Annotated in this window: 19 protein-coding genes, 1 tRNA gene and 1 pseudogene; 18 read left to right on the top strand and 3 right to left on the bottom strand. The window is 58.1% G+C overall.

Features of this window, described 5'->3' with window-relative positions; translation table 11 throughout:
- Nucleotides 1-36 precede the first annotated feature (36 nt).
- The 4 genes and pseudogenes from QRN50_RS13820 (at nucleotide 37) to QRN50_RS13805 (ending at nucleotide 5,155) form a co-directional block, all read left to right on the top strand.
- Nucleotides 37-2,343 carry a type III effector HrpK domain-containing protein gene (locus QRN50_RS13820; RefSeq protein ID WP_192873869.1) on the top strand — a complete coding sequence of 769 codons (2,307 nt, stop codon included), beginning with the start codon at nucleotides 37-39 and terminating at the stop codon, nucleotides 2,341-2,343.
- A 130-nt stretch (nucleotides 2,344-2,473) separates the two neighbouring features.
- The gene (locus QRN50_RS13815) at nucleotides 2,474-3,862 is read left to right on the top strand and encodes a membrane-targeted effector domain-containing toxin (protein WP_069704346.1); all 1,389 of its coding nucleotides are present in this window, start codon (nucleotides 2,474-2,476) and stop codon (nucleotides 3,860-3,862) included.
- Between the two features lie 216 nt (nucleotides 3,863-4,078).
- Nucleotides 4,079-4,416: pseudogene (locus QRN50_RS13810) on the top strand (IS66 family transposase); the annotation flags it as partial.
- Between the two features lie 319 nt (nucleotides 4,417-4,735).
- Nucleotides 4,736-5,155 carry a hypothetical protein gene (locus QRN50_RS13805; protein ID WP_004406513.1) on the top strand — a complete coding sequence of 140 codons (420 nt, stop codon included), beginning with the start codon at nucleotides 4,736-4,738 and terminating at the stop codon, nucleotides 5,153-5,155.
- Nucleotides 5,156-5,313: 158 nt separating this feature from the next.
- Here the strand turns inward: QRN50_RS13805 and QRN50_RS13800 are convergent, their stop codons facing one another.
- Together QRN50_RS13800 and QRN50_RS13795 are read right to left on the bottom strand one after the other, a co-directional pair.
- Nucleotides 5,314-5,724 carry a hypothetical protein gene (locus QRN50_RS13800; RefSeq protein WP_003339776.1) on the bottom strand — a complete coding sequence of 137 codons (411 nt, stop codon included), beginning with the start codon at nucleotides 5,722-5,724 and terminating at the stop codon, nucleotides 5,314-5,316.
- A gap of 166 nt (nucleotides 5,725-5,890) precedes the next feature.
- Nucleotides 5,891-5,975: transfer RNA gene (locus QRN50_RS13795), tRNA-Leu, on the bottom strand.
- Nucleotides 5,976-6,092: 117 nt separating this feature from the next.
- Here QRN50_RS13795 and queA point away from each other — a divergent pair.
- The 6 genes from queA to QRN50_RS13765 all read left to right on the top strand — a co-directional run bounded on the left by queA (nucleotide 6,093) and on the right by QRN50_RS13765 (nucleotide 12,177).
- Entirely contained in the window at nucleotides 6,093-7,157 is a 1,065-nt protein-coding gene (queA, locus tag QRN50_RS13790; protein WP_004406511.1) for a tRNA preQ1(34) S-adenosylmethionine ribosyltransferase-isomerase QueA, read from the top strand.
- A gap of 14 nt (nucleotides 7,158-7,171) precedes the next feature.
- Nucleotides 7,172-8,287, top strand: a complete 1,116-nt coding sequence (tgt, locus tag QRN50_RS13785; RefSeq protein WP_004406509.1) for a tRNA guanosine(34) transglycosylase Tgt — start codon at nucleotides 7,172-7,174, stop codon at nucleotides 8,285-8,287.
- A gap of 53 nt (nucleotides 8,288-8,340) precedes the next feature.
- Nucleotides 8,341-8,676 carry a preprotein translocase subunit YajC gene (yajC, locus tag QRN50_RS13780; protein ID WP_002552468.1) on the top strand — a complete coding sequence of 112 codons (336 nt, stop codon included), beginning with the start codon at nucleotides 8,341-8,343 and terminating at the stop codon, nucleotides 8,674-8,676.
- A gap of 63 nt (nucleotides 8,677-8,739) precedes the next feature.
- Nucleotides 8,740-10,608, top strand: coding sequence for a protein translocase subunit SecD (gene secD, locus QRN50_RS13775; protein WP_004406506.1), 1,869 nt, complete (start codon nucleotides 8,740-8,742; stop codon nucleotides 10,606-10,608).
- Between the two features lie 9 nt (nucleotides 10,609-10,617).
- Nucleotides 10,618-11,529, top strand: a complete 912-nt coding sequence (gene secF / locus QRN50_RS13770; RefSeq protein ID WP_004406504.1) for a protein translocase subunit SecF — start codon at nucleotides 10,618-10,620, stop codon at nucleotides 11,527-11,529.
- A gap of 108 nt (nucleotides 11,530-11,637) precedes the next feature.
- A complete protein-coding gene (locus tag QRN50_RS13765; protein ID WP_003421912.1) occupies nucleotides 11,638-12,177 on the top strand; it encodes a glycine zipper 2TM domain-containing protein in 540 nt (179 codons plus the stop codon).
- A 66-nt stretch (nucleotides 12,178-12,243) separates the two neighbouring features.
- Here QRN50_RS13765 and suhB read toward each other — a convergent pair whose 3' ends face one another.
- Nucleotides 12,244-13,059 (bottom strand): type III secretion system regulator SuhB, encoded by an 816-nt coding sequence (gene suhB / locus QRN50_RS13760; RefSeq protein WP_003314166.1) that lies wholly within the window; start codon nucleotides 13,057-13,059, stop codon nucleotides 12,244-12,246.
- A 215-nt stretch (nucleotides 13,060-13,274) separates the two neighbouring features.
- Here suhB and trmJ point away from each other — a divergent pair, with 215 nt between their 5' ends.
- From trmJ to hscA, 8 genes are all read left to right on the top strand, one after another.
- Complete coding sequence (gene trmJ, locus QRN50_RS13755; RefSeq protein ID WP_004406500.1) at nucleotides 13,275-14,039, top strand: tRNA (cytosine(32)/uridine(32)-2'-O)-methyltransferase TrmJ; 765 nt, start codon at nucleotides 13,275-13,277, stop codon at nucleotides 14,037-14,039.
- Nucleotides 14,039-14,815, top strand: coding sequence for a serine O-acetyltransferase (gene cysE, locus QRN50_RS13750; RefSeq protein WP_096126755.1), 777 nt, complete (start codon nucleotides 14,039-14,041; stop codon nucleotides 14,813-14,815). The genes trmJ and cysE overlap by 1 nt, the downstream gene beginning before the upstream one ends.
- A gap of 157 nt (nucleotides 14,816-14,972) precedes the next feature.
- A complete protein-coding gene (gene iscR / locus QRN50_RS13745) occupies nucleotides 14,973-15,464 on the top strand; it encodes a Fe-S cluster assembly transcriptional regulator IscR (protein WP_002552474.1) in 492 nt (163 codons plus the stop codon).
- Nucleotides 15,465-15,508: 44 nt separating this feature from the next.
- A complete protein-coding gene (locus tag QRN50_RS13740; protein ID WP_096126754.1) occupies nucleotides 15,509-16,723 on the top strand; it encodes an IscS subfamily cysteine desulfurase in 1,215 nt (404 codons plus the stop codon).
- 81 nt (nucleotides 16,724-16,804) lie between these two features.
- Entirely contained in the window at nucleotides 16,805-17,191 is a 387-nt protein-coding gene (gene iscU / locus QRN50_RS13735; RefSeq protein ID WP_002552476.1) for a Fe-S cluster assembly scaffold IscU, read from the top strand.
- Nucleotides 17,192-17,262: 71 nt separating this feature from the next.
- Nucleotides 17,263-17,586, top strand: a complete 324-nt coding sequence (gene iscA / locus QRN50_RS13730; protein WP_096126753.1) for an iron-sulfur cluster assembly protein IscA — start codon at nucleotides 17,263-17,265, stop codon at nucleotides 17,584-17,586.
- 10 nt (nucleotides 17,587-17,596) lie between these two features.
- Nucleotides 17,597-18,118, top strand: a complete 522-nt coding sequence (hscB, locus tag QRN50_RS13725; protein WP_003339753.1) for a co-chaperone HscB — start codon at nucleotides 17,597-17,599, stop codon at nucleotides 18,116-18,118.
- Nucleotides 18,119-18,162: 44 nt separating this feature from the next.
- The gene (hscA, locus tag QRN50_RS13720) at nucleotides 18,163-20,025 is read left to right on the top strand and encodes a Fe-S protein assembly chaperone HscA (RefSeq protein ID WP_058822520.1); all 1,863 of its coding nucleotides are present in this window, start codon (nucleotides 18,163-18,165) and stop codon (nucleotides 20,023-20,025) included.

The raw sequence follows: 20,025 nt of genomic DNA, 5'->3' as shown, positions 1-20,025 counted from the left end.
CAGTTGCCATCCCACACCACCACTTGGATGGCAACCATGCGTATATCCAGTTCTCCCAGTCCTGCCCTTGGCAGCATCGTGAATCAACCCACCTCTGGCGAACTGGCTGCTGAGACGCCATTGGCCAAAGCCTCGCTCACGCAGAGCAGCGCAGGTGGTGGTCAGGCTTTTGTGCAGTTCGGCCAGGCCAACGACAGCCCCTCTTCCTTTTCGGGAACCGAGCAAAGCGGCTCATCACTGATGAGTCTGCTGACTCGTAGCAGCAGTAGTGACAGCACCTCCAGCGTCGATCAGGACAGTGATCAGGTGTCTCCGATGACATCGGTTTCGGCCACCGCGAGTGCTTCACCCACGACGGCCTCCAATCCGGCGAATGCCCCGAGCGCTACCGATGCAGCGTTTCTCGATAACTCCGAATACTCTTCGCCCGAGGCGCTCAAGCGCTGGGAACCGATGGTTGCCAACCTGCCGCCCGAAGAGCGCGAGCAGGCCGCCAAAGAACTCAACCGGCCCATCGCCGCAGCCTGGATGGCCAGAGAGCATGGTCCCAACGCCGAAAAGGCGATGGCGTTCATCAATGCCAATCCCGCGTTGAAGACGGCGGTCGACGTCGGCAAGGACGGCGGTAATGCGGATGGCAAAATCACCAACAAAGACCTCAAGGCGTTCGCCAAAAACATGGAGAAGGCTGCCGACAATGCCGACAAGGACGTGGCCAAGTACATGGAAGATAACCCCGGCGCCGATCCTCAGTCCCTTGAAATGGTGCGCAGCGCAGCGGTGATGCGCGCCAATATGCCGTTGGCGACGGCTGCCGACCCTCATCATGCAGTCGGGGCGGCGGACAAGACCGATGTCGATGGCAATGTCAGCGCCGAGGGTCTGAAAGCGCTGATTAAAAGTAACCCCGGGTTGTCAGGCACGCTCAAACAGTCCTGCAACATGTGGTCGCAGGCGGGCTTCCTCAGCCAGGTGGACGAAGCCGGTCTGACCGGGCGCAAGAAGGCTGCGCATAGCCCCGACCAGGTGTTCGATGCGTCCAATATGAGCGAGTGGATCAGAAAGAGCGCCCCCAAAAATGGTGGCCAGTTCGCCAGCATGCTCAGCGACGCCGCGACGTTGAATTCGGTAGCCGGTATCGATATCAGCAAACTCAACGCCCAGGTTTTCGAGAAACCCAAGGCTTACACCGGCGCGCAGAAAGCCGCTGTGATGATCAAGTTGCAGCAGACTCAGCAGAGCGTGATAGCCGGGCGGGATTTGCGCAATACCGAGAAGACCGAGGCGGGCCTTAACGAGCGAATCGCCCAGTTGCAAGCCGATCCCGACGTTCAGGAGTACCTCAACAAAAGCATTCCCGAACAGGAGCGTAGTCTGGTGCGCAGCGATTCAGCGCTGCAAAAGGCCGTGACTGAGCAGGCTCAAAACGTCAACAGCGGAAAGGCCTTGCAAACCGACATGGCAACCGCGGACAAGGCCGTCGACAAACACAACCCCAACCCCGATTACAGCGGCGCCATCACCGGCCTGTCGGTTCAACTGCAACTGCAAAAAGACCTGTTTCCCGATGCTCAGGTGCCCACTGCCCAGCAAGTCTTCAACAATCAGCCTGATGAACTGCAAACGAAGATCGCCGACTCCTACGTTCGCAATTTCAGCGAGGGGGGCGCTCTGAAACAACTGCTTGGCCAGAAAAAGTCTGACGCCGGTGAGTCTCTGCAAACCGCAGATAACCAGAAAGCGGCGTATGAAAGCGTGCTGCCCGCTGACTTCGTTAATGGTGAGCGTGAGAGCTACACGGCCAGCACCTTGTCCGAACTGCAGAACTCCAAAAAAGGCCGCAAGTTGCTGGAGGGCAAGACCGATGAAGAGGGCGGCCCTTCGCTGGCCGAGCAGCTCGCCGAGCAAGGTATCGGAGGCAAGGCATTCAACTCGGTCATGGGCTTTGCGTCAGTGTCTGACAGGCTCGCCAGCGGTGACAAGCTGGGCGCTGCTCAGGGCATCATCGACAGCTCCAGGTTGGGCGCGGAGGCAATCAAGGGCGGCATAGACACCGGCGCGAAAATGATGGGCCGTGAGGCGTCCGCGGGTCTTGGTCGTCTGGGCGGACAGATGATCGGCCGCGCTGTCGGTCTGGTTGCCGGTGAAGCCACAGGGCTTGCCGCAGGCGCAGCGCTGGGTGCTGCAATCCCGGTCATCGGTTGGGCCATCGACGGCGCCATGGCGTTGGGTTTTGGTATTTCGGCGATTATCGACGCAGTCAAAAAGCACAAGGCGCAGAAGGCGTTTGATCATAACGTTGACCCGGTGCTGGATCAGTTCGGGATTGACAGGGCGCATTGATTGACCCGCCGCGGGTCTGGACACTATCTCTTGGCCAAACAATGTAGGGACGACTTTGGCTAAGTATTCTTAGCATGATGCACTTACACCTGGACCGCTCTGTCGGTCTTGTTCACTCGGAGATTTAGTCATGAGACCTGTCGGTGGGCCTGCCCCAATCTATTATCCTCCAGCACCTGAAATTGAAAGGTCTGTTGCGCGATCCGCGCCGAAAGAGCTCTCTCAATCGTCACAAGCCAGCTCTTCGGGGACCAGCAGCGAGTCAGCAGATACGCCGAAGCTGGGTAAAATTCGGCACTATGCAGCTGGACGATATGCTCATCTCGCAGAAGCGATCGTCAATATGAAAGTCTCTGACCATGAGCAGGCAGACGATAAGGATGCGGGCAGGGAGCGCAAAAGCGAACGGAAGTCTCGTGCGGGTAACAGCACTGCTGTGAGGGGCAAGCAAAACGCTGGCTCATCTTCACGCTCATCAGACAGCAAATTTAGAGCCTCCAGCCTCGCTGAACTGGCAAGTTGGAGCGAAAACACTCATTCCTATAGCATGGCTCCCGCAAGCATGTTCAAGGGAATGCCCGTGTCGGCAATAGACAGATTTGTAAACGACGCAAAAAAAACGCTGGGAGAAGGTCTGAGTGAAGTCGGGGTAAAGCTGGACGACGTTATTGTGTCTCAAAGCCGGCAAACTATTAATGTGAACCTCAACTATATAGAAATGAACGAGTACCTGGGGCGCGATCAGAACATGTGGATCCAGCCGGACAGGAATAATGCAGGTAAAAAATTACATGCCAAGGCGACGCTTTATTTTTCTGACTTCAGCGCCCAGGACAAACCGCCGCTTGGCCCGTTGTCAAAGTTAAAAAGCAAGGAAAGCCTGGGTGTTATGCGTGAACTACTAAGCGACTCACCTGGACTGGTTATCGGCGAAGCTCACAGCTCAGTCGCCAGCAAGCGCGAGCTGATCAAAAACATGAAAAGCCTGAAGGCCGATGGCGTGACCACGCTGTATATGGAGCACCTGTGCGCTGATTCCCATGGTAAAGCACTGGATGATTACCTGAAAGCGCCTGAAGGCAGCCCAATGCCCGCCAGGCTCAAGGCCTATCTTGATATGCAGACTCGAGGCAATTTGGGTATAGGTAAAGTGGCATCAGAGTACAACTTTACAACGCTGATACGCGCTGCCAAAGATGCTGGGCTTCATGTGGTTCCCTTGGACACCGCCAAAACATATGAAACATCCCTTGAGGGAGGTGAAACACGCTTTAAAGTGATGAACTATTATGCAGCAGAGAAAATACGTCTCGATCAGCCTGCTGGCAAGTGGGTTGCCTTCGTGGGGTCAGGCCACGCTGCAACCTGCGACGGTGTGCCCGGGTTGGCGCAACTTCATGGGGTCAGGAGTCTGATAATCGACGATTTCGGGGCAAAGTCTCGTCCCGACATCAATATTAACGCAAAGAAATACGCGGATAAGATTAACCCAGATGTCGTCCTGTCTTATAAGGTCTGATGCAACAGCGCCGCTTCCTACTAATAGAAGCGGCGTTTCAGTGATCAACGCGTATCCTGATCGCTCGCCTCATGATGTGAACCGACGCACAAGTCGAAAAAATCTATCTCTATCCCAAGCTCGTGGACTTCGGAAAATCTATCGATGACCTTTCCGCATTGGTCGAACTGGACATAAAAGTAGCGGTGTTCGACCCCGTGCGCTTCGTCTTCCTCACCTACGCGCCTGCTCGAAGGTTATCGCGGCTACTTGATGATGAGTGATTACGCTGGCTTCAACGCATCGGGCGCATAGCCGGGTGTCGAGCGTTTAGGCCGCTGGGCGCATGCGCGTCGCAAGATTGTTGAGGCGCAGAAAGTGCAACCAAGCGCAAAACCGGTCGGGCTGATACTGCTCTGAATTTGATCGACAAGCTCTACAGTATCGAGCGTGATTTGAAAGAAGGCAGCGATGAGCAGCGTTATGAAATTCGTCAGCAAAACGGCTTGCCGGTGCTAGCCCAACGGCATGCCTGGATGGAGAAAACACGCCCTCAAGTCACTGCGCAAAATGCGCGCTGCAGGACGCGACAGCATTTGTCACGACATCATGATTATTTGATCGGCTGACCCGGCGACAGTCTGAGCTTCGGACGGACGATGATAATGTATCGATTCGCACGTTAAGCAATAAAAAACTCATCGCTCTGGGTATGACTCATTTTCAAGAACGCAGGTCATAGAGCCAGGTACTTTAAAGCTGCACTGCGCAAGCGTTCGGGATTGGACGGGCTCGGAGCGTCTGGTAAATGAAGTAGAGCCAGACGGTCTGACTGACGAACCACGGTATTCAATCACCCTCGTACTTTTCCTCGACCTTTAGGAATAAACATTGATGCGTGCGTATAAAACGCTGACTGCAAAGATCGGCGGCCTTCTTCTGGCGTTGACCATCGTGGGTACCTCGTTACCTACGTATGCTGTAAACGATTGTGACATGGACAACGACAACAGCACTGATGCTACGTGTGGTGGTAACGACAAGGACCTGGATAACGACAACGTCACTGACGCTGCATTTGGTGGAAATGACAAGGATATGGACAACGACAACCATACCGATGCGGCATTTGGTGGTACTGACAAGGATCTCGATAATGATAACCACACGGATGCATCATTTGGCGGTACTGACAAGGACATGGACAATGACCACCACACTGATGCGGCGTTTGGCGGAAATGACCGCGATCTTGATAACGACAACAACACCGACAAATACGACGGTGGCGCGTCCTCTGCCGCTAAAAACTAGCAACGCGATCTATCGTGTTATTTCGTGGAAGCGAGCGTCTTGCGCTTGCTGATACGGGCAGGTCTTTTGCACGTGAGCACGCTTGCCTCTTGTTGAGGCAAGCGTTTTCGTATCAGAGGGCAGAGCGGCGTCCGTGAAACGGGTTCGCTATTATTCATTCAGCTTGCAGATGACTGAAATTTTTTCGCCACCAGAGTCACGCCTTCGGTAAAGCTGTAGCCATAGCCGAAGACATATGACAGGTCTCTTGAGTCCAGGTCAGTTCTATCGTGACGCATTTCGTAACGATATTTGAGCGCATAATCATAAGCCCCGGACAATATAGGCAATACCGTTTGAATCTCATAACCGTCAGCGTTGAGTTGCGCCACTGCGTCTTCGACGTCTTTCGATAGTCGTTCACCGTCTATCTGACAATCAGACCACCCGGTTTGCTGCCATCGGGTCTCTTTTCTCATTACTTCTTTCTCGCCGAAAAAGCCTTGTTTGATTTCGCCGGTAGGCACTTTAACTGTGACCTCTTCTCCAACGGGTTTGAAGTAAGCTTTTACGTAGACGATCTTGTTCATGGCGTTATCCCTGGTTGTGTGACTCCGTTCCCACATTCTGCGCCGGAAAGGGGGGGCTGGGTGTTCTGCGGCCGATTCCGGGCAGGTGGGCAGATCGCGGATTCAGTCAGCCCACTTTCAACCAGACGAAAAAAAAGACCTTGAAATTCAAGGTCTTTTTTAAAGGTGGTGCCCCGAGGGAGAATCGAACTCCCACTTCTTTCGAAAACGGATTTTGAATCCGCCGCGTCTACCAATTCCGCCATCAGGGCTCAATGGCGGCGAAGTATAAGGATGAGTTTTCTGTTGGTCAACAGGGATTTACGCAGGTTTTTTACTAATGCCGTCAAACCGGATAAACTTCCCGGCCCTGCTAAACGAACCCGATCATGCGCGTCGCTGACTTTACCTTCGAACTCCCCGATTCCCTGATTGCTCGCCATCCACTGGCCGAGCGTCGCAGCAGTCGTCTGTTGACCCTCGATGGGCCGACGGGTGCGCTGGCACATCGTCAATTCACCGATTTGCTCGAGCATCTGCGCCCGGGCGACTTGATGGTGTTCAACAATACCCGGGTCATTCCCGCACGCCTGTTCGGGCAGAAAGCCTCCGGCGGCAAGCTGGAGATTCTGGTCGAGCGCGTGCTGGACAGCCATCGTGTGCTGGCGCATGTGCGCTCGAGCAAGTCGCCCAAGCCTGGCTCGTCGATTCTGATCGATGGCAGTGGCGAGGCCGAGATGGTGGCGCGCCACGATGCGCTGTTCGAGTTGCGCTTCGCCGAAGAAGTGCTGCCGTTGCTGGAGCGTGTCGGCCATATGCCGTTGCCTCCTTATATAGACCGTCCGGATGAAGGCGCGGATCGCGAGCGCTATCAGACCGTTTACGCGCAGCGTGCGGGTGCTGTGGCTGCGCCGACTGCCGGCCTGCATTTCGATCAGCCGCTGCTCGAGGCAATTGCCGCCAAGGGTGTAGAAACCGCGTTCGTCACCCTGCATGTCGGCGCAGGGACGTTCCAGCCGGTGCGCGTCGAGCAGATCGAAGATCATCACATGCACAGCGAATGGCTGGAAGTTGGCCAGGATGTGGTCGACGCCGTCGCCGCGTGCCGTGCACGGGGCGGGCGGGTGATTGCCGTCGGGACCACCAGCGTGCGCTCGCTGGAAAGTGCCGCGCGTGATGGCGAACTGAAGCCGTTCAGTGGCGATACCGACATTTTCATCTATCCAGGCCGGCCGTTTCATGTGGTCGATGCCCTGGTGACCAATTTCCATTTGCCTGAATCCACGCTGTTGATGCTGGTTTCGGCGTTCGCCGGTTATCCCGAGACGATGGCGGCCTACGCGGCGGCCATCGAGCACGGCTACCGCTTCTTCAGTTACGGTGATGCGATGTTCATCACCCGCAATCCCGCGCCGACGGCCCCACAGGAATCGGCACCAGAGGATCACGCATGAGTCGCACCTGTCGTATGTCTTTCGAGTTGTTGGCCACCGATGGCAAGGCCCGTCGCGGTCGGCTGACCTTCCCGCGTGGTGTGGTGGAAACCCCGGCGTTCATGCCGGTGGGCACCTATGGCACGGTCAAGGGCATGCTGCCCCGTGATATCGAGGCGACCGGCGCGCAGATGATTCTGGGCAATACGTTTCACCTGTGGCTGCGTCCGGGGACCGAAGTCATCAAGGGCCACGGCGACCTGCACGATTTCATGCAGTGGAAGGGGCCGATTCTGACCGACTCCGGCGGTTTTCAGGTGTTCAGCCTGGGCGCCATGCGCAAGATCAAGGAAGAGGGCGTGACGTTTGCCTCGCCGGTCGATGGTGCCAAGGTGTTCATGGGGCCGGAAGAGTCGATGCAGGTCCAGCGTGATCTGGGTTCGGACGTGGTGATGATCTTCGACGAATGCACACCATACCCGGCCGACGAAGATGTCGCGCGTGTCTCCATGGAGCTGTCGCTGCGCTGGGCCAAGCGTTCCAAAATCGCCCACGGCGAAAACACTGCCGCGCTGTTCGGCATCGTTCAGGGCGGCATGCACGAGAACCTGCGCAAGCGCTCGCTGGAAGGCCTGGACGAAATCGGTTTCGACGGTCTGGCGATTGGCGGTCTGTCGGTAGGCGAACCCAAGCACGAGATGATCAAGGTGCTCGATTACCTGCCGGGCCTCATGCCGGCAGACAAACCTCGTTACCTGATGGGTGTAGGCAAGCCGGAAGATCTGGTCGAAGGTGTGCGCCGTGGCGTCGACATGTTCGACTGCGTGATGCCCACCCGTAACGCTCGCAACGGCCATCTGTTCACCGATACCGGTGTATTGAAAATCCGTAACGCGTTCCATCGTCACGACAATTCGCCGCTGGATCCGACCTGCGATTGCTACACCTGCCAGAACTTCTCGCGCGCTTATCTGCATCACCTGGACAAGTGCGGGGAAATGCTGGGGAGCATGCTCAATACAATCCACAATTTGCGGCACTACCAGCTGCTTATGGCTGGTTTGCGCGAGGCTATTCAACAGGGTACATTGGCCGCCTTCGTCGATGCCTTCTATGCCAAACGCGGCCTCCCAACGCCGCCTCTGGGTTGAAACAGAACGAGTTTTTCCTGCTTTTTATACTAATTATGTAACTGGAGCGACAAATGAGCTTTTTCATCTCTCCCGCTTTTGCGGATGCTGCTGCACCGGCTGCCGGTCCTGCGGGCAGTGGTTTCGAGTGGATCTTCCTGGTCGGCTTCCTGGTCATCTTCTACCTGATGATCTGGCGTCCACAGGCCAAGCGTGCCAAAGAGCAGAAAAACCTGCTGGGTAACCTGCAGAAAGGCGACGAAGTTGTCACCAGTGGCGGTATCGCGGGCAAGATCAACAAAGTGACTGATGACTTCGTGGTTATCGAAGTGTCTGACACCGTTGAGCTGAAAATCCAGAAGGGCGCCATCGCGGCCACTCTGCCTAAAGGCACCCTGAAAGCGATCTGAGCAACAACTTTTTACCCATCGACGGGGCGCGCAAGGCGCCCCGCGTTTTAAGCGGGCGGCGTGATGCTGAACAAATACCCTCTGTGGAAATACGTACTGATCCTGGCGGTGCTGGTGGTCGGTTTTATTTATTCCGCACCCAATCTCTACCCTGATGATTCTGCCATCCAGATCAGCGGCGCAAGCACTGCGCTGCAAGTCAATCAGGCGGACGTGGATCGTGCAGCCAAGGCGCTTGCCGATGCCGGCATCTCGGTCAAGGCTTCTTCTCTGGCCGAGAATGGCAAGGGCGGTTTGTTGCGTCTGAGCAAGCAGGAAGACCAGTTGCCAGCCAAGGATGTCGTGCGCAAGGCGTTGGGTGACGACTATGTCGTTGCACTGAACCTGGCGCGTACCACGCCGACCTGGTTGCGTAACCTGGGTGCAAGCCCGATGAAGCTCGGTCTCGACCTGTCCGGCGGTGTGCACTTCCTGCTGGAAGTCGACATGGACAAGGCGATCGATGCACGTCTGAAAGTCTACGAAGGCGAAGTCAAATCCCTGTTGCGCAAGGAAAAGGTGCGTTATCGCAGCCTGCCGCAGCTGGGCAATGTGATTCAGCTGGGCTTCACCGACGATGCAGAGCGCGAGCAGGCTCGTGCACTGGTGCGCAAGACCTTTACCGATTTCGAAATCACGCCTGCCGAGCTGAACGGTATCCCTGTACTGCGCATGGCGCTGACGCCGGCCAAGCTGGCCGAGATTCGTGAATACTCGATCAAGCAGAACCTGACCACCGTCCGTAACCGGGTCAACGAGCTGGGTGTTGCCGAGCCGCTGGTTCAGCGTCAGGGCGCCAACCGCATCGTGGTCGAGTTGCCGGGTGTGCAGGACACGGCCGAAGCCAAGCGTATTCTGGGCAAGACCGCCAACCTCGAATTCCGTCTGGGTGCAGGCCCGGATGATTCGAAAGGCACCACCGAGATGTTCGAATTCCGCGAAGGCGGTCGTCCGGCAGCGGCGGTGGAGCGTGGTCTGATCATTACCGGTGATCAGGTGACTGACGCCAAGGCCAGCTTCGACGAGCATGGTCGTCCACAGGTGAACATCAACCTCGATGGTCATGGTGGCGAACTGATGAGCCGTGCAACCCGCAGCAATGTGGGACGCAGCATGGCGGTGATCTTCATCGAACAGCGTCCGACCACCACCTACACCAAGCAGATGGTCGACGGTGTCGAGAAAGACGTGCCGGTGCAGACCTTCAAGGAAGACAAGAAAATCATCAGCCTGGCGACCATCCAGTCGCCACTGGGCAGTCAGTTCCGGATTACCGGTCTGAACGGTCAGGGTGAATCTTCCGAGCTGGCGCTGCTGTTGCGTGCCGGTGGTCTGGCGGCACCGATGTACTTCGCCGAAGAGCGCACCATTGGTCCTAGCCTGGGTGCCGACAACATCACCAAGGGTATCGACGCTTCCCTGTGGGGCATGCTGTTCGTCTCGATCTTCATCATGGCGATCTACCGTTTCTTCGGTCTGATCGCGACTGTCGCACTGGCCCTGAACATGGTCATGCTGCTGGCCTTGATGTCCTTGCTGGGGGCAACGCTGACCCTGCCGGGTATCGCCGGTATCGTGTTGACCATGGGTATGGCGGTGGACGCCAACGTGCTGATCTTCTCGCGGATTCGTGAGGAGATCGCCAACGGCATGACGGTCCAGCGTGCTATCAACGAAGGTTTCGATCGTGCCTACACGGCGATCCTCGACGCCAACCTGACGACGCTGCTGGTCGGCGGCATCCTCTTTGCAATGGGCACCGGCCCGGTCAAAGGGTTTGCGGTGACCATGTCGCTCGGGATCTTTACCTCGATGTTCACGGCCATCATGGTGACCCGCGCTATGGTCAACCTGATCTACGGCGGTCGTGACTTCAAGAAGTTGTGGATTTAAGGGGCTGCCATGTTACGTACCATCAACTTCATGGGCGTTCGCAATGTTGCGTTCGCCATCACGATGCTCCTTACCGCACTGGCGTTGTTCAGCTGGTTCCATAAAGGGCTCAACTTTGGTCTGGACTTCACCGGCGGTACGCTCATCGAGCTGACCTACGAACGTCCCGCCGACCTGGGCAAGGTCCGTCAGGAGCTGGTTTCGGCGGGCTATCACGAAGCCGTTGTACAGAGCTTCGGCGCCACCACTGACTTGCTGGTGCGCATGCCGGGTGAAGACCCGCAACTGGGCACTCAGGTTGCCGATGCGCTGCGCAAGGCCGGTGCCGATAACCCGGCAGTGGTCAAGCGTGTCGAATTCGTCGGCCCGCAGGTGGGTGAAGAGCTGCGCGATCAGGGCGGCCTCGGCATGCTGATGGCGCTGGGCGGTGTTCTGATCTACCTGGCATTCCGCTTCCAGTGGAAATTCGCCGTCGGGGCGATCATCTCGCTGATCCACGACGTGGTGGTGACGATGGGTATCCTGTCGTTCTTCCAGATCACCTTCGACCTGACGGTGCTGGCGGCGGTGCTGGCGATCATCGGTTACTCGCTGAACGACACCATCGTGGTCTTCGACCGGGTACGCGAAAACTTCCGCCTGCTGCGCAAGGCTTCGCTGATCGAGAACATCAACATCTCCACCACCCAGACACTGCTGCGCACCATTGCCACCTCGGTTTCGACCCTGCTGGCGATCGTGGCATTGTGGGCATTTGGCGGCGACAGCCTGGAAGGCTTCTCCATCGCGTTGTTCATCGGTGTGCTGGCGGGTACCTACTCGTCCATCTACATCGCCAACGTGGTGCTGATCTGGCTGAACCTGACCACCGAGGACCTGATTCCTCCAGTGGTCGTCGAGAAGGCTGACGACCTGCCGTAGATCCGGCCATCATAAAAAAGGCGCGAGTGCTGAACTCGCGCCTTTTTTTATGCTCCAAGGCTAGGCATTGCGCAGCCATGCTGCGTTTCGATTGGTCAGGAGGTTCAAGTGAACAAGTCTATGCTTGTTGGTGCTGTGTTAGGTGCTGCTGTCGTGACTGCTGGCGGCGCCGTTGCCACCTATAGCTTGGTCAAGGGTGGTCCTGAGTATGCGGATGTATTGGCGGTAGAGCCGATCAACCAGCAGATCAAAACCCCCCGTGAAGTTTGCAAGGACGTAACCGTTACCCGTCAGGCGCCGGTCAAGGACCAGCATCAGATCGTCGGTAGCGTGATTGGCGCGGTTGCCGGTGGTTTGCTCGGCAATCAGGTCGGCGGTGGTAATGGCAAGAAAATCGCCACGGTCGCAGGCGCGCTCGGCGGTGGGTATGCCGGTAACAAGGTTCAGGAAGGCATGCAGGAGCGTGACACCTACACCACTACGCAGAACCGCTGCACGACGGTCAACGATGTGAGCGACAAGGTTGTGGGCTACAACGTCAAATACAAGTTGAATGAGAAGGTGGGTCAGGTTCGTATGGAGCGTGATCCGGGTAGCCAGATTCCGGTCGACAAGAACGGTCAGCTGATATTGGGTCAGGCGCAATAACGCCAGCCGCTGAGTTTCACAAGACATAAAAAAACCGGCTTGCGCCGGTTTTTTTATGCCTGCCGCTTAACGCTTGAGCGAAGCTGGCAGGTGCGGTGCGATCGCGGTCAGAACCGCCTTGAAGCACTTGGTATTGCCGGCAACGATGTGGCCTTTCTCGAGGAAGTCGTGACCGCCGGTGAAGTCGCTGACCAGGCCGCCTGCTTCCTGAATCAGCAGGGCGCCCGCAGCCATGTCCCACTCGGACAGGCCTGACTCCCAGAACGCATCGAAGCGACCGGCAGCGACATAAGCCAGGTCGAGGCTGGCAGCGCCTGCGCGGCGGATGCCGGCGGTCTGGCCTACCAGGCTGCGGAACATGCCCAGGTAGTTCTCGATGTTGTCCATCTGGTTGTCACGAAACGGGAAGCCGGTGCCGAGCAGGGCGCCTTCCAGGCTCTTGCGCTGGCTGACGCGCAGACGGCGACCGTTCAGGGCTGCGCCACGACCACGGCTGGCGGTGAATTCTTCCTGGCGGACCGGGTCGAGAACCACGGCGTGCTCAAGGCGGCCGCGGTATTTGCAGGCGATGCTGACGGCAAAGTGCGGGATGCCGCGAACGAAGTTGGTGGTGCCGTCCAGTGGGTCGATGATCCACAGGTAGTCGGTGCCTTCGCCGCTGCCTTCGTGCAGGCCGCTTTCTTCACCGAGAATGCCGTGAGTCGGGTAGGCCTTGCGCAGAGCGGTGATGATGCTTTGCTCGGCAGCGCGGTCGATCTCTGTGACGTAGTCTTTGGCTTCTTTTTCGTCAACCTTGATGGTATCCAGGCGCTCGATGGAGCGGAAAATCAATTCGCTGGCGCTGCGGGCGGCGCGCAGCGCGATATTCAGCATGGGCTGCATGGATAATTCACCTAAGGTTGTTAAAGAGAGCCGGGCATTCTATGGGCTGATTCGAATTATTTCCAGCCTTGCGTTGTTACGGTTGTCGGGTTCGTGTGTGTTTTTTTGCGTCCGGCGCGGTCGCTTCTGCGGTTGCGGTCCGCACAGCTTCATAGCGTTAGCCGAGCCGTTTCTGTAAGATTTGCCCCCCTAATTCGTGTCAGTGAGCGTTCGCTTTGTTGCAGAACATTCGTGTTGTCCTGGTCGGCACTACCCATCCCGGAAATATCGGCGGGGCGGCTCGCGCCATGAAAAACATGGGGCTTTCGCGTCTGGTGCTGGTCGATCCGCGGATCTTCCCTTCGCCCGATGCCGATGCGCGTGCGTCCGGCGCTACCGACATCCTCGAGGGCGCGCAGGTGGTGGCGACCCTTGAAGAAGCGCTGGTCGGCTGCCGTCTGGTGCTGGGCACCAGCGCGCGGGATCGAAGCCTGCCGTGGCCCATGCTGGATCCGCGCGCCTCGGGTGAAAAAGTCATCGAGCAGGCCGGTGAGGGCGCCGAGGTGGCACTGGTGTTCGGTCGTGAGCACGCGGGCTTGACCAACGAAGAGCTGCAGCGCTGCCACTTCCATGTGCACATCCCGTCTGACCCTGCGTTCAGTTCGCTCAATCTGGCGGCTGCCGTACAGGTGCTCAGTTATGAGGTGCGCGTAGCTTGGCTGGCTGCGGCGGAGCAAGGCGAGGCTTCAAGACCCGCCTCGGCGCACAATGCCGAGCTGGCGACGATGGACGAAATGGAGGGTTTCTACACCCATCTTGAGGCCACGCTTGTGGCCATCGGCTTTCTTGATCCGGAAAAGCCGCGGCATCTGATGGCCCGGCTGCGCAGACTGTACGGGCGTAGCGAAGTCGAACGTTCCGAGCTGAGTATCCTGCGCGGTGTGCTCACCGAAACCCAGAAAGCCGCACGCGGTGAACCCTACAAGCGAAAGGATCAGTGATGTTCGAGCGTCTGCGAGAAGACATTCAAAGCGTGTTCCACCGCGATCCCGCAGCGCGCAACGCCTTTGAAGTCCTGACCTGCTATCCGGGGATGCACGCGATCTGGCTGCACCGCTTCGCCCATATTCTGTGGCGCAACGGCTGGAAATGGCCAGCGCGGGTAGTCTCGAACTTCAGCCGCTGGATGACCGGTATCGAGATCCATCCGGGTGCGCGCATCGGTCGCCGCTTTTTTATCGACCACGGCATGGGCATCGTGATTGGCGAGACCGCCGAGATCGGTAATGACGTCACCCTCTATCAGGGCGTGACTCTGGGCGGCACCAGCTGGAATGCCGGCAAGCGCCATCCGACGCTGGAAGACGGTGTGGTGGTCGGGGCGGGCGCCAAGGTGCTCGGGCCGTTCACCGTGGGGGCGGGTGCCAAGATCGGCTCCAACGCAGTGGTCACCAAGGCCGTGCCTGCGGGCGCAACCGTGGTGGGTATTCCGGGGCGGATCATCGTCAAGTCGGACGACGAGGTTGAGGCCAGGCGCAAAGCCATGGCCGAGAAGCTCGGTTTCGACGCGTACGGTGTCAGTGCAGATATGCCTGATCCGGTCGCGCGCGCCATTGGCCAGTTGCTTGACCATTTGCAGGCTGTCGACGGCCGTCTCGAAGGCATGTGCGATGCGCTCGGCAGGCTTGGCAGCGATTACCGCGCCAAGGAGCTGCCGGAGCTGCGCGACGAGGTATTCGACTGCGTGAAAGACCGTCAGGACGACAAGGTCGGCTAGGTATTGCAGCGGGCGACGCGTGCCATTACGCCGCACCTTTGCTATGATGCAGCCCGCACTTTTCGCTAATCCCGACTGTTTTACTTGGTCTAATAGTTGACTCTTTTACTCGGGAATAGCATACTCGCTCTCATTCCGAACCTCTGCGGTATACGCCATGCGACTGACTACTAAAGGCCGATACGCTGTAACAGCCATGCTTGACTTGGCGTTGCATGCGCAGAACGGGCCAGTGTCTCTGGCCGACATCTCCGAGCGGCAGGGGATTTCCCTGTCCTACCTCGAGCAGCTGTTCGCCAAGCTGCGTCGCGGCAATCTGGTTTCCAGTGTTCGTGGTCCGGGTGGTGGTTACCAGCTGTCGCGCGACATGAAAGGCATCCAGGTTGCTCAGGTTGTCGATGCAGTCAATGAATCGGTCGATGCCACGCGGTGTCAGGGTCTGGGCGATTGCCATGCTGGCGATACCTGCCTGACCCACCACCTGTGGTGCGACCTGAGCCAGCAGATTCACGAATTTCTAAGCGGTATCAGCTTGGCGGATCTTGTCACTCGCCGTGAGGTACAAGAAGTCGCTCAGCGCCAGGATATGCGCCGTGGTCATAACCACATGTCGCAACTGGGTAAGATCGAAACGTCCGCCGTCGAATGAACGCAGATGAATGAGCGGTGCGCCTGCCTGATAGGAGAGCTTCAATGAAATTGCCAATTTACCTCGACTACTCCGCGACGACCCCGGTCGATCCGCGTGTCGCGCAGAAAATGATCGATTGCCTGACCGTCGAAGGAAACTTCGGCAACCCTGCCTCGCGCTCCCACGTCTTTGGCTGGAAAGCCGAAGAAGCGGTCGAGAACGCCCGTCGTCAGGTCGCTGATCTGGTCAACGCCGATCCGCGCGAAATCGTCTGGACCTCGGGTGCTACCGAATCCAACAACCTGGCTATCAAGGGTGTTGCGCATTTCTATGCCAGCAAAGGCAAGCACCTGATCACCTCCAAGGTTGAACACAAGGCTGTCCTCGACACCACTCGCCAGCTGGAACGCGAAGGTTTCGAAGTGACCTACATCGAGCCGGGTGAAGACGGTCTTATCACCCCTTCGATGATTGAAGCGGCACTGCGCGACGACACCATCCTGGTTTCGATCATGCATGTGAACAACGAGATCGGCACCATCAACGATATCGCCGCGATCGGTGAACTGACCCGTTCGCGTGGTGTGCTGTTCCACGTCGATGGCGCGCAGTCGACCGGCAAGGTTGAAATCGATCTGGCCAGCCTCAAGGTTGACCTGATGTCGTTCTCTGCGCACAAGACCTACGGCCCCAAAGGCATCGGCGCACTCTACGTCAGCCGCAAGCCACGTGTTCGCCTGGAAGCGACCATGCACGGCGGCGGTCATGAGCGTGGCATGCGTTCCGGCACCCTGGCGACCCATCAGATCGTCGGCATGGGCGAAGCATTCCGTATCGCCAAGGAAGAAATGGCTGCTGAAAACGTGCGCATCAAGGCACTCAGCGATCGTTTCTTCAAGCAGGTCGAAAATCTGGAAGAGCTGTACGTCAACGGCAGCCTGACTGCCCGCGTACCGCACAACCTGAACCTGAGCTTCAACTATGTCGAAGGCGAGTCGCTGATCATGGCACTCAAGGATCTGGCGGTATCGTCCGGTTCGGCCTGTACTTCGGCCTCGCTTGAGCCTTCGTACGTGCTGCGTGCCCTGGGTCGCAACGACGAACTGGCGCACAGTTCGATTCGTTTCACCTTCGGCCGGTTCAGCACCGAAGAAGAGATCGATTACGCCGCGCAGAAGGTTTGCGAGGCTGTCACCCGGCTGCGCACACTTTCGCCGCTGTGGGACATGTTCAAAGACGGCGTCGACATCTCCAAGATCGAGTGGGCGGCGCACTAATTTAAAGTCGCCTCCAATACAGGTCATGGGCAATTGCGCGTGACCTGCAGAGCGGCTCCCTGATGTGAGAGGAATAGAATCATGGCTTACAGCGAAAAGGTCATCGACCACTACGAAAATCCACGTAACGTCGGCAAGATGAACGCGGAAGATCCTGACGTCGGCACCGGCATGGTCGGCGCTCCTGCGTGCGGCGACGTGATGCGTCTGCAGATCAAGGTCAACGAGCAGGGCGTTATCGAAGACGCCAAGTTCAAGACCTACGGCTGCGGTTCGGCCATCGCGTCCAGCTCCCTGGCGACCGAGTGGATGAAAGGCAAGACTCTGGATGAAGCAGAGACCATCAAGAACACTCAGCTGGCTGAAGAGCTGGCACTGCCGCCAGTGAAGATTCACTGCTCGGTACTCGCTGAAGACGCCATCAAGGCCGCCGTTCGCGACTACAAGCAGAAGAAAGGTCTGCTGTAAGCAGGCTTTTCAAGAGAAGCTTGCAACAGAGTCAACTGCAACAGGCTAATGCAACAGGCTAAGGAGTTCCGATGGCTATCAGCATGACAGAAGCTGCCGCTAACCACGTACTACGTTCCCTCGAGGGGCGCGGCAAGGGTGACGGCGTTCGTCTGGGTGTTCGCACCACAGGCTGTTCAGGTCTTGCCTATGTGCTCGAGTTCGTCGATGAGGCGGCCAGCGAAGACACCGTGTTCGAAATGCACGGCGTCAAGGTGATCATTGACCCGAAAAGTCTGGTCTATCTGGATGGCACCGAGCTCGACTTCGTGCGCGAAGGGTTGAACGAAGGCTTCAAGTTCAACAATCCCAACTCGCGCGGTGAGTGCGGCTGTGGCGAAAGCTTCAACGTCTGAGGCTTTTATTGTGGGTACTCCCTGTCACTTCGCCCTGTTTGACCTCAAGCCCGAGTTTCAGCTTGATCTTGACCAACTGGCCACGCGCTACCGTGAGCTTGCGCGCAACGTGCATCCGGATCGTTTTGCGGATGCCCCCGAGCGTGAGCAGCGTGTGGCGCTGGAGCGCTCGGCCAGTCTCAACGAGGCCTATCAGACCCTGAAAAGCCCGCCGAAAAGGGCGCGTTATCTGCTGGCAATGAACGGCAACGAAGTGCCGCTCGAAGTCACGGTGCATGATCCCGAGTTTCTTCTGCAGCAGATGCAATTGCGCGAAGACCTCGAGGACTTGCAGGACGAGGCTGATCTGGCCGGCGTCGCGACCTTCAAGCGTCAGCTCAAGATCGCTCAGGACGAACTGAACCAGAGCTTCGCAGCCTGTTGGAATGATGCTGCACAACGCGAGCACGCTGAAAAGCTGATGCGGCGTATGCAGTTTCTCGACAAGCTCTCTCACGAAGTGCGCCAGTTAGAAGAGCGCCTCGACGATTAACCCCGCGCGGCTTCGGTCGCGCGCCAGTGATTATTCTGAACAGCATGGCTTTACTGCAGATCGCCGAACCCGGCCTGAGTCCTCAACCGCACCAGCGTCGTCTGGCTGTGGGTATCGACCTGGGCACTACCAATTCTCTGGTTGCTGCAGTACGCAGCGGCCTGTCCGAACCGCTGGCCGATGCAGAGGGGCAGGTCATTCTGCCGTCTGCCGTGCGCTATCACGCTGATCGTGTCGAAGTAGGGCAGTCAGCGAAGATCGCCGCCTCCCAGGACCCGTTCAATACCGTTCTGTCGGTCAAGCGTCTCATGGGCCGTGGTCTGACCGACGTCAAGCAACTGGGCGAGCAACTGCCGTACCGGTTCGTCGGCGGTGAGTCGCACATGCCGTTCATCGACACCGTGCAGGGGCCGAAAAGCCCGGTCGAAGTGTCTTCCGACATCCTCAAGGTCCTGCGCCAGCGCGCAGAAGCCTCACTGGGTGGCGAGCTGGTAGGCGCGGTGATCACCGTTCCTGCCTACTTCGATGACGCTCAGCGTCAGGCGACCAAGGACGCTGCCAGACTGGCGGGCCTCAACGTACTGCGCCTGCTCAATGAGCCTACGGCTGCGGCGGTGGCCTACGGCCTGGATCAAAAGGCCGAAGGCGTGGTTGCCATCTATGACCTGGGCGGCGGAACCTTCGATATTTCGATCCTGCGCCTGACCGGTGGTGTGTTTGAGGTACTGGCCACTGGCGGCGATACCGCTCTGGGTGGCGATGACTTCGATCATGCGATAGCCAGCTGGATTGTCACGGATGCCGGTCTGTCAGCCGATATTGATCCTTCCGCGCAGCGCAGCCTGCTGCAGGCTGCCTGCTCGGCCAAGGAAGCGCTGACTGACGCCGAGTCTGTCGAGGTCGTCTACGGCGAGTGGCGTGGCACGCTGACGCGCGAGGCGCTCAATGCGCTGATCGAACCTATGGTTGCGCGCAGCCTCAAGGCCTGCCGCCGAGCAGTGCGTGACACCGGTATCGAGCTTGAAGAAGTCGAGGCGGTGGTCATGGTCGGCGGTTCGACCCGTGTTCCGCGAGTGCGCGAAGCGGTGGCCGAGCTGTTCGGTCGTCAGCCGCTGACCGAGATCGACCCGGATCAGGTGGTGGCCATCGGGGCTGCGATCCAGGCCGATACCCTGGCCGGCAACAAGCGTGACGGTGGCGAACTGCTGCTCCTCGATGTGATTCCGCTCTCGCTGGGGCTGGAAACCATGGGCGGGCTGATGGAGAAAGTCATTCCGCGCAACACCACCATTCCTGTGGCGCGTGGTCAGGAATTCACCACGTACAAGGATGGCCAGACGGCCATGAAGATTCATGTCCTGCAGGGCGAGCGTGAATTGATCAGCGACTGTCGTTCGCTGGCGCGCTTCGAACTGCGTGGCATCCCGCCGATGGTCGCTGGCGCGGCAAAGATTCGTGTCACTTTCCAGGTCGATGCTGATGGTCTGCTCAGCGTCTCGGCGCGTGAAATGGGCTCGGGCATCGAGTCGAGCATTCAGGTCAAGCCGTCCTACGGGCTGACCGATGACGAGGTCACCCGCATGCTCAAGGATTCCTTCGAGTATGCCGGCGACGACAAGGTCGCTCGCGTGCTGCGTGAGCATCAGGTTGATGCCGAGCGTCTGCTCGAAGCTGTTCAGGGTGCTCTGGACGCCGATGGCGAGCGTCTTCTCGACGAGGAAGAGCGCCTGGTCATCAACCTGCAGATGGACGAACTCCGTGAACTGATGCAAGGCACCGATGGTTATGCCATCGAGCAGCAGACCAAGCGTCTGTCGCAGGTGACCGATGCGTTTGCTGCCCGACGCCTCGATTCGACGGTAAAAGCCGCACTGGCCGGGCGCAACTTGAATGAGATTGAGGAATAA

Origin of the sequence: Pseudomonas sp. MEJ108 (assembly GCF_030208985.1) — a bacterium.
Lineage (GTDB): Bacteria > Pseudomonadota > Gammaproteobacteria > Pseudomonadales > Pseudomonadaceae > Aquipseudomonas > Aquipseudomonas fragariae.
This window is presented reverse-complemented; position numbering and strand designations above follow the sequence as displayed.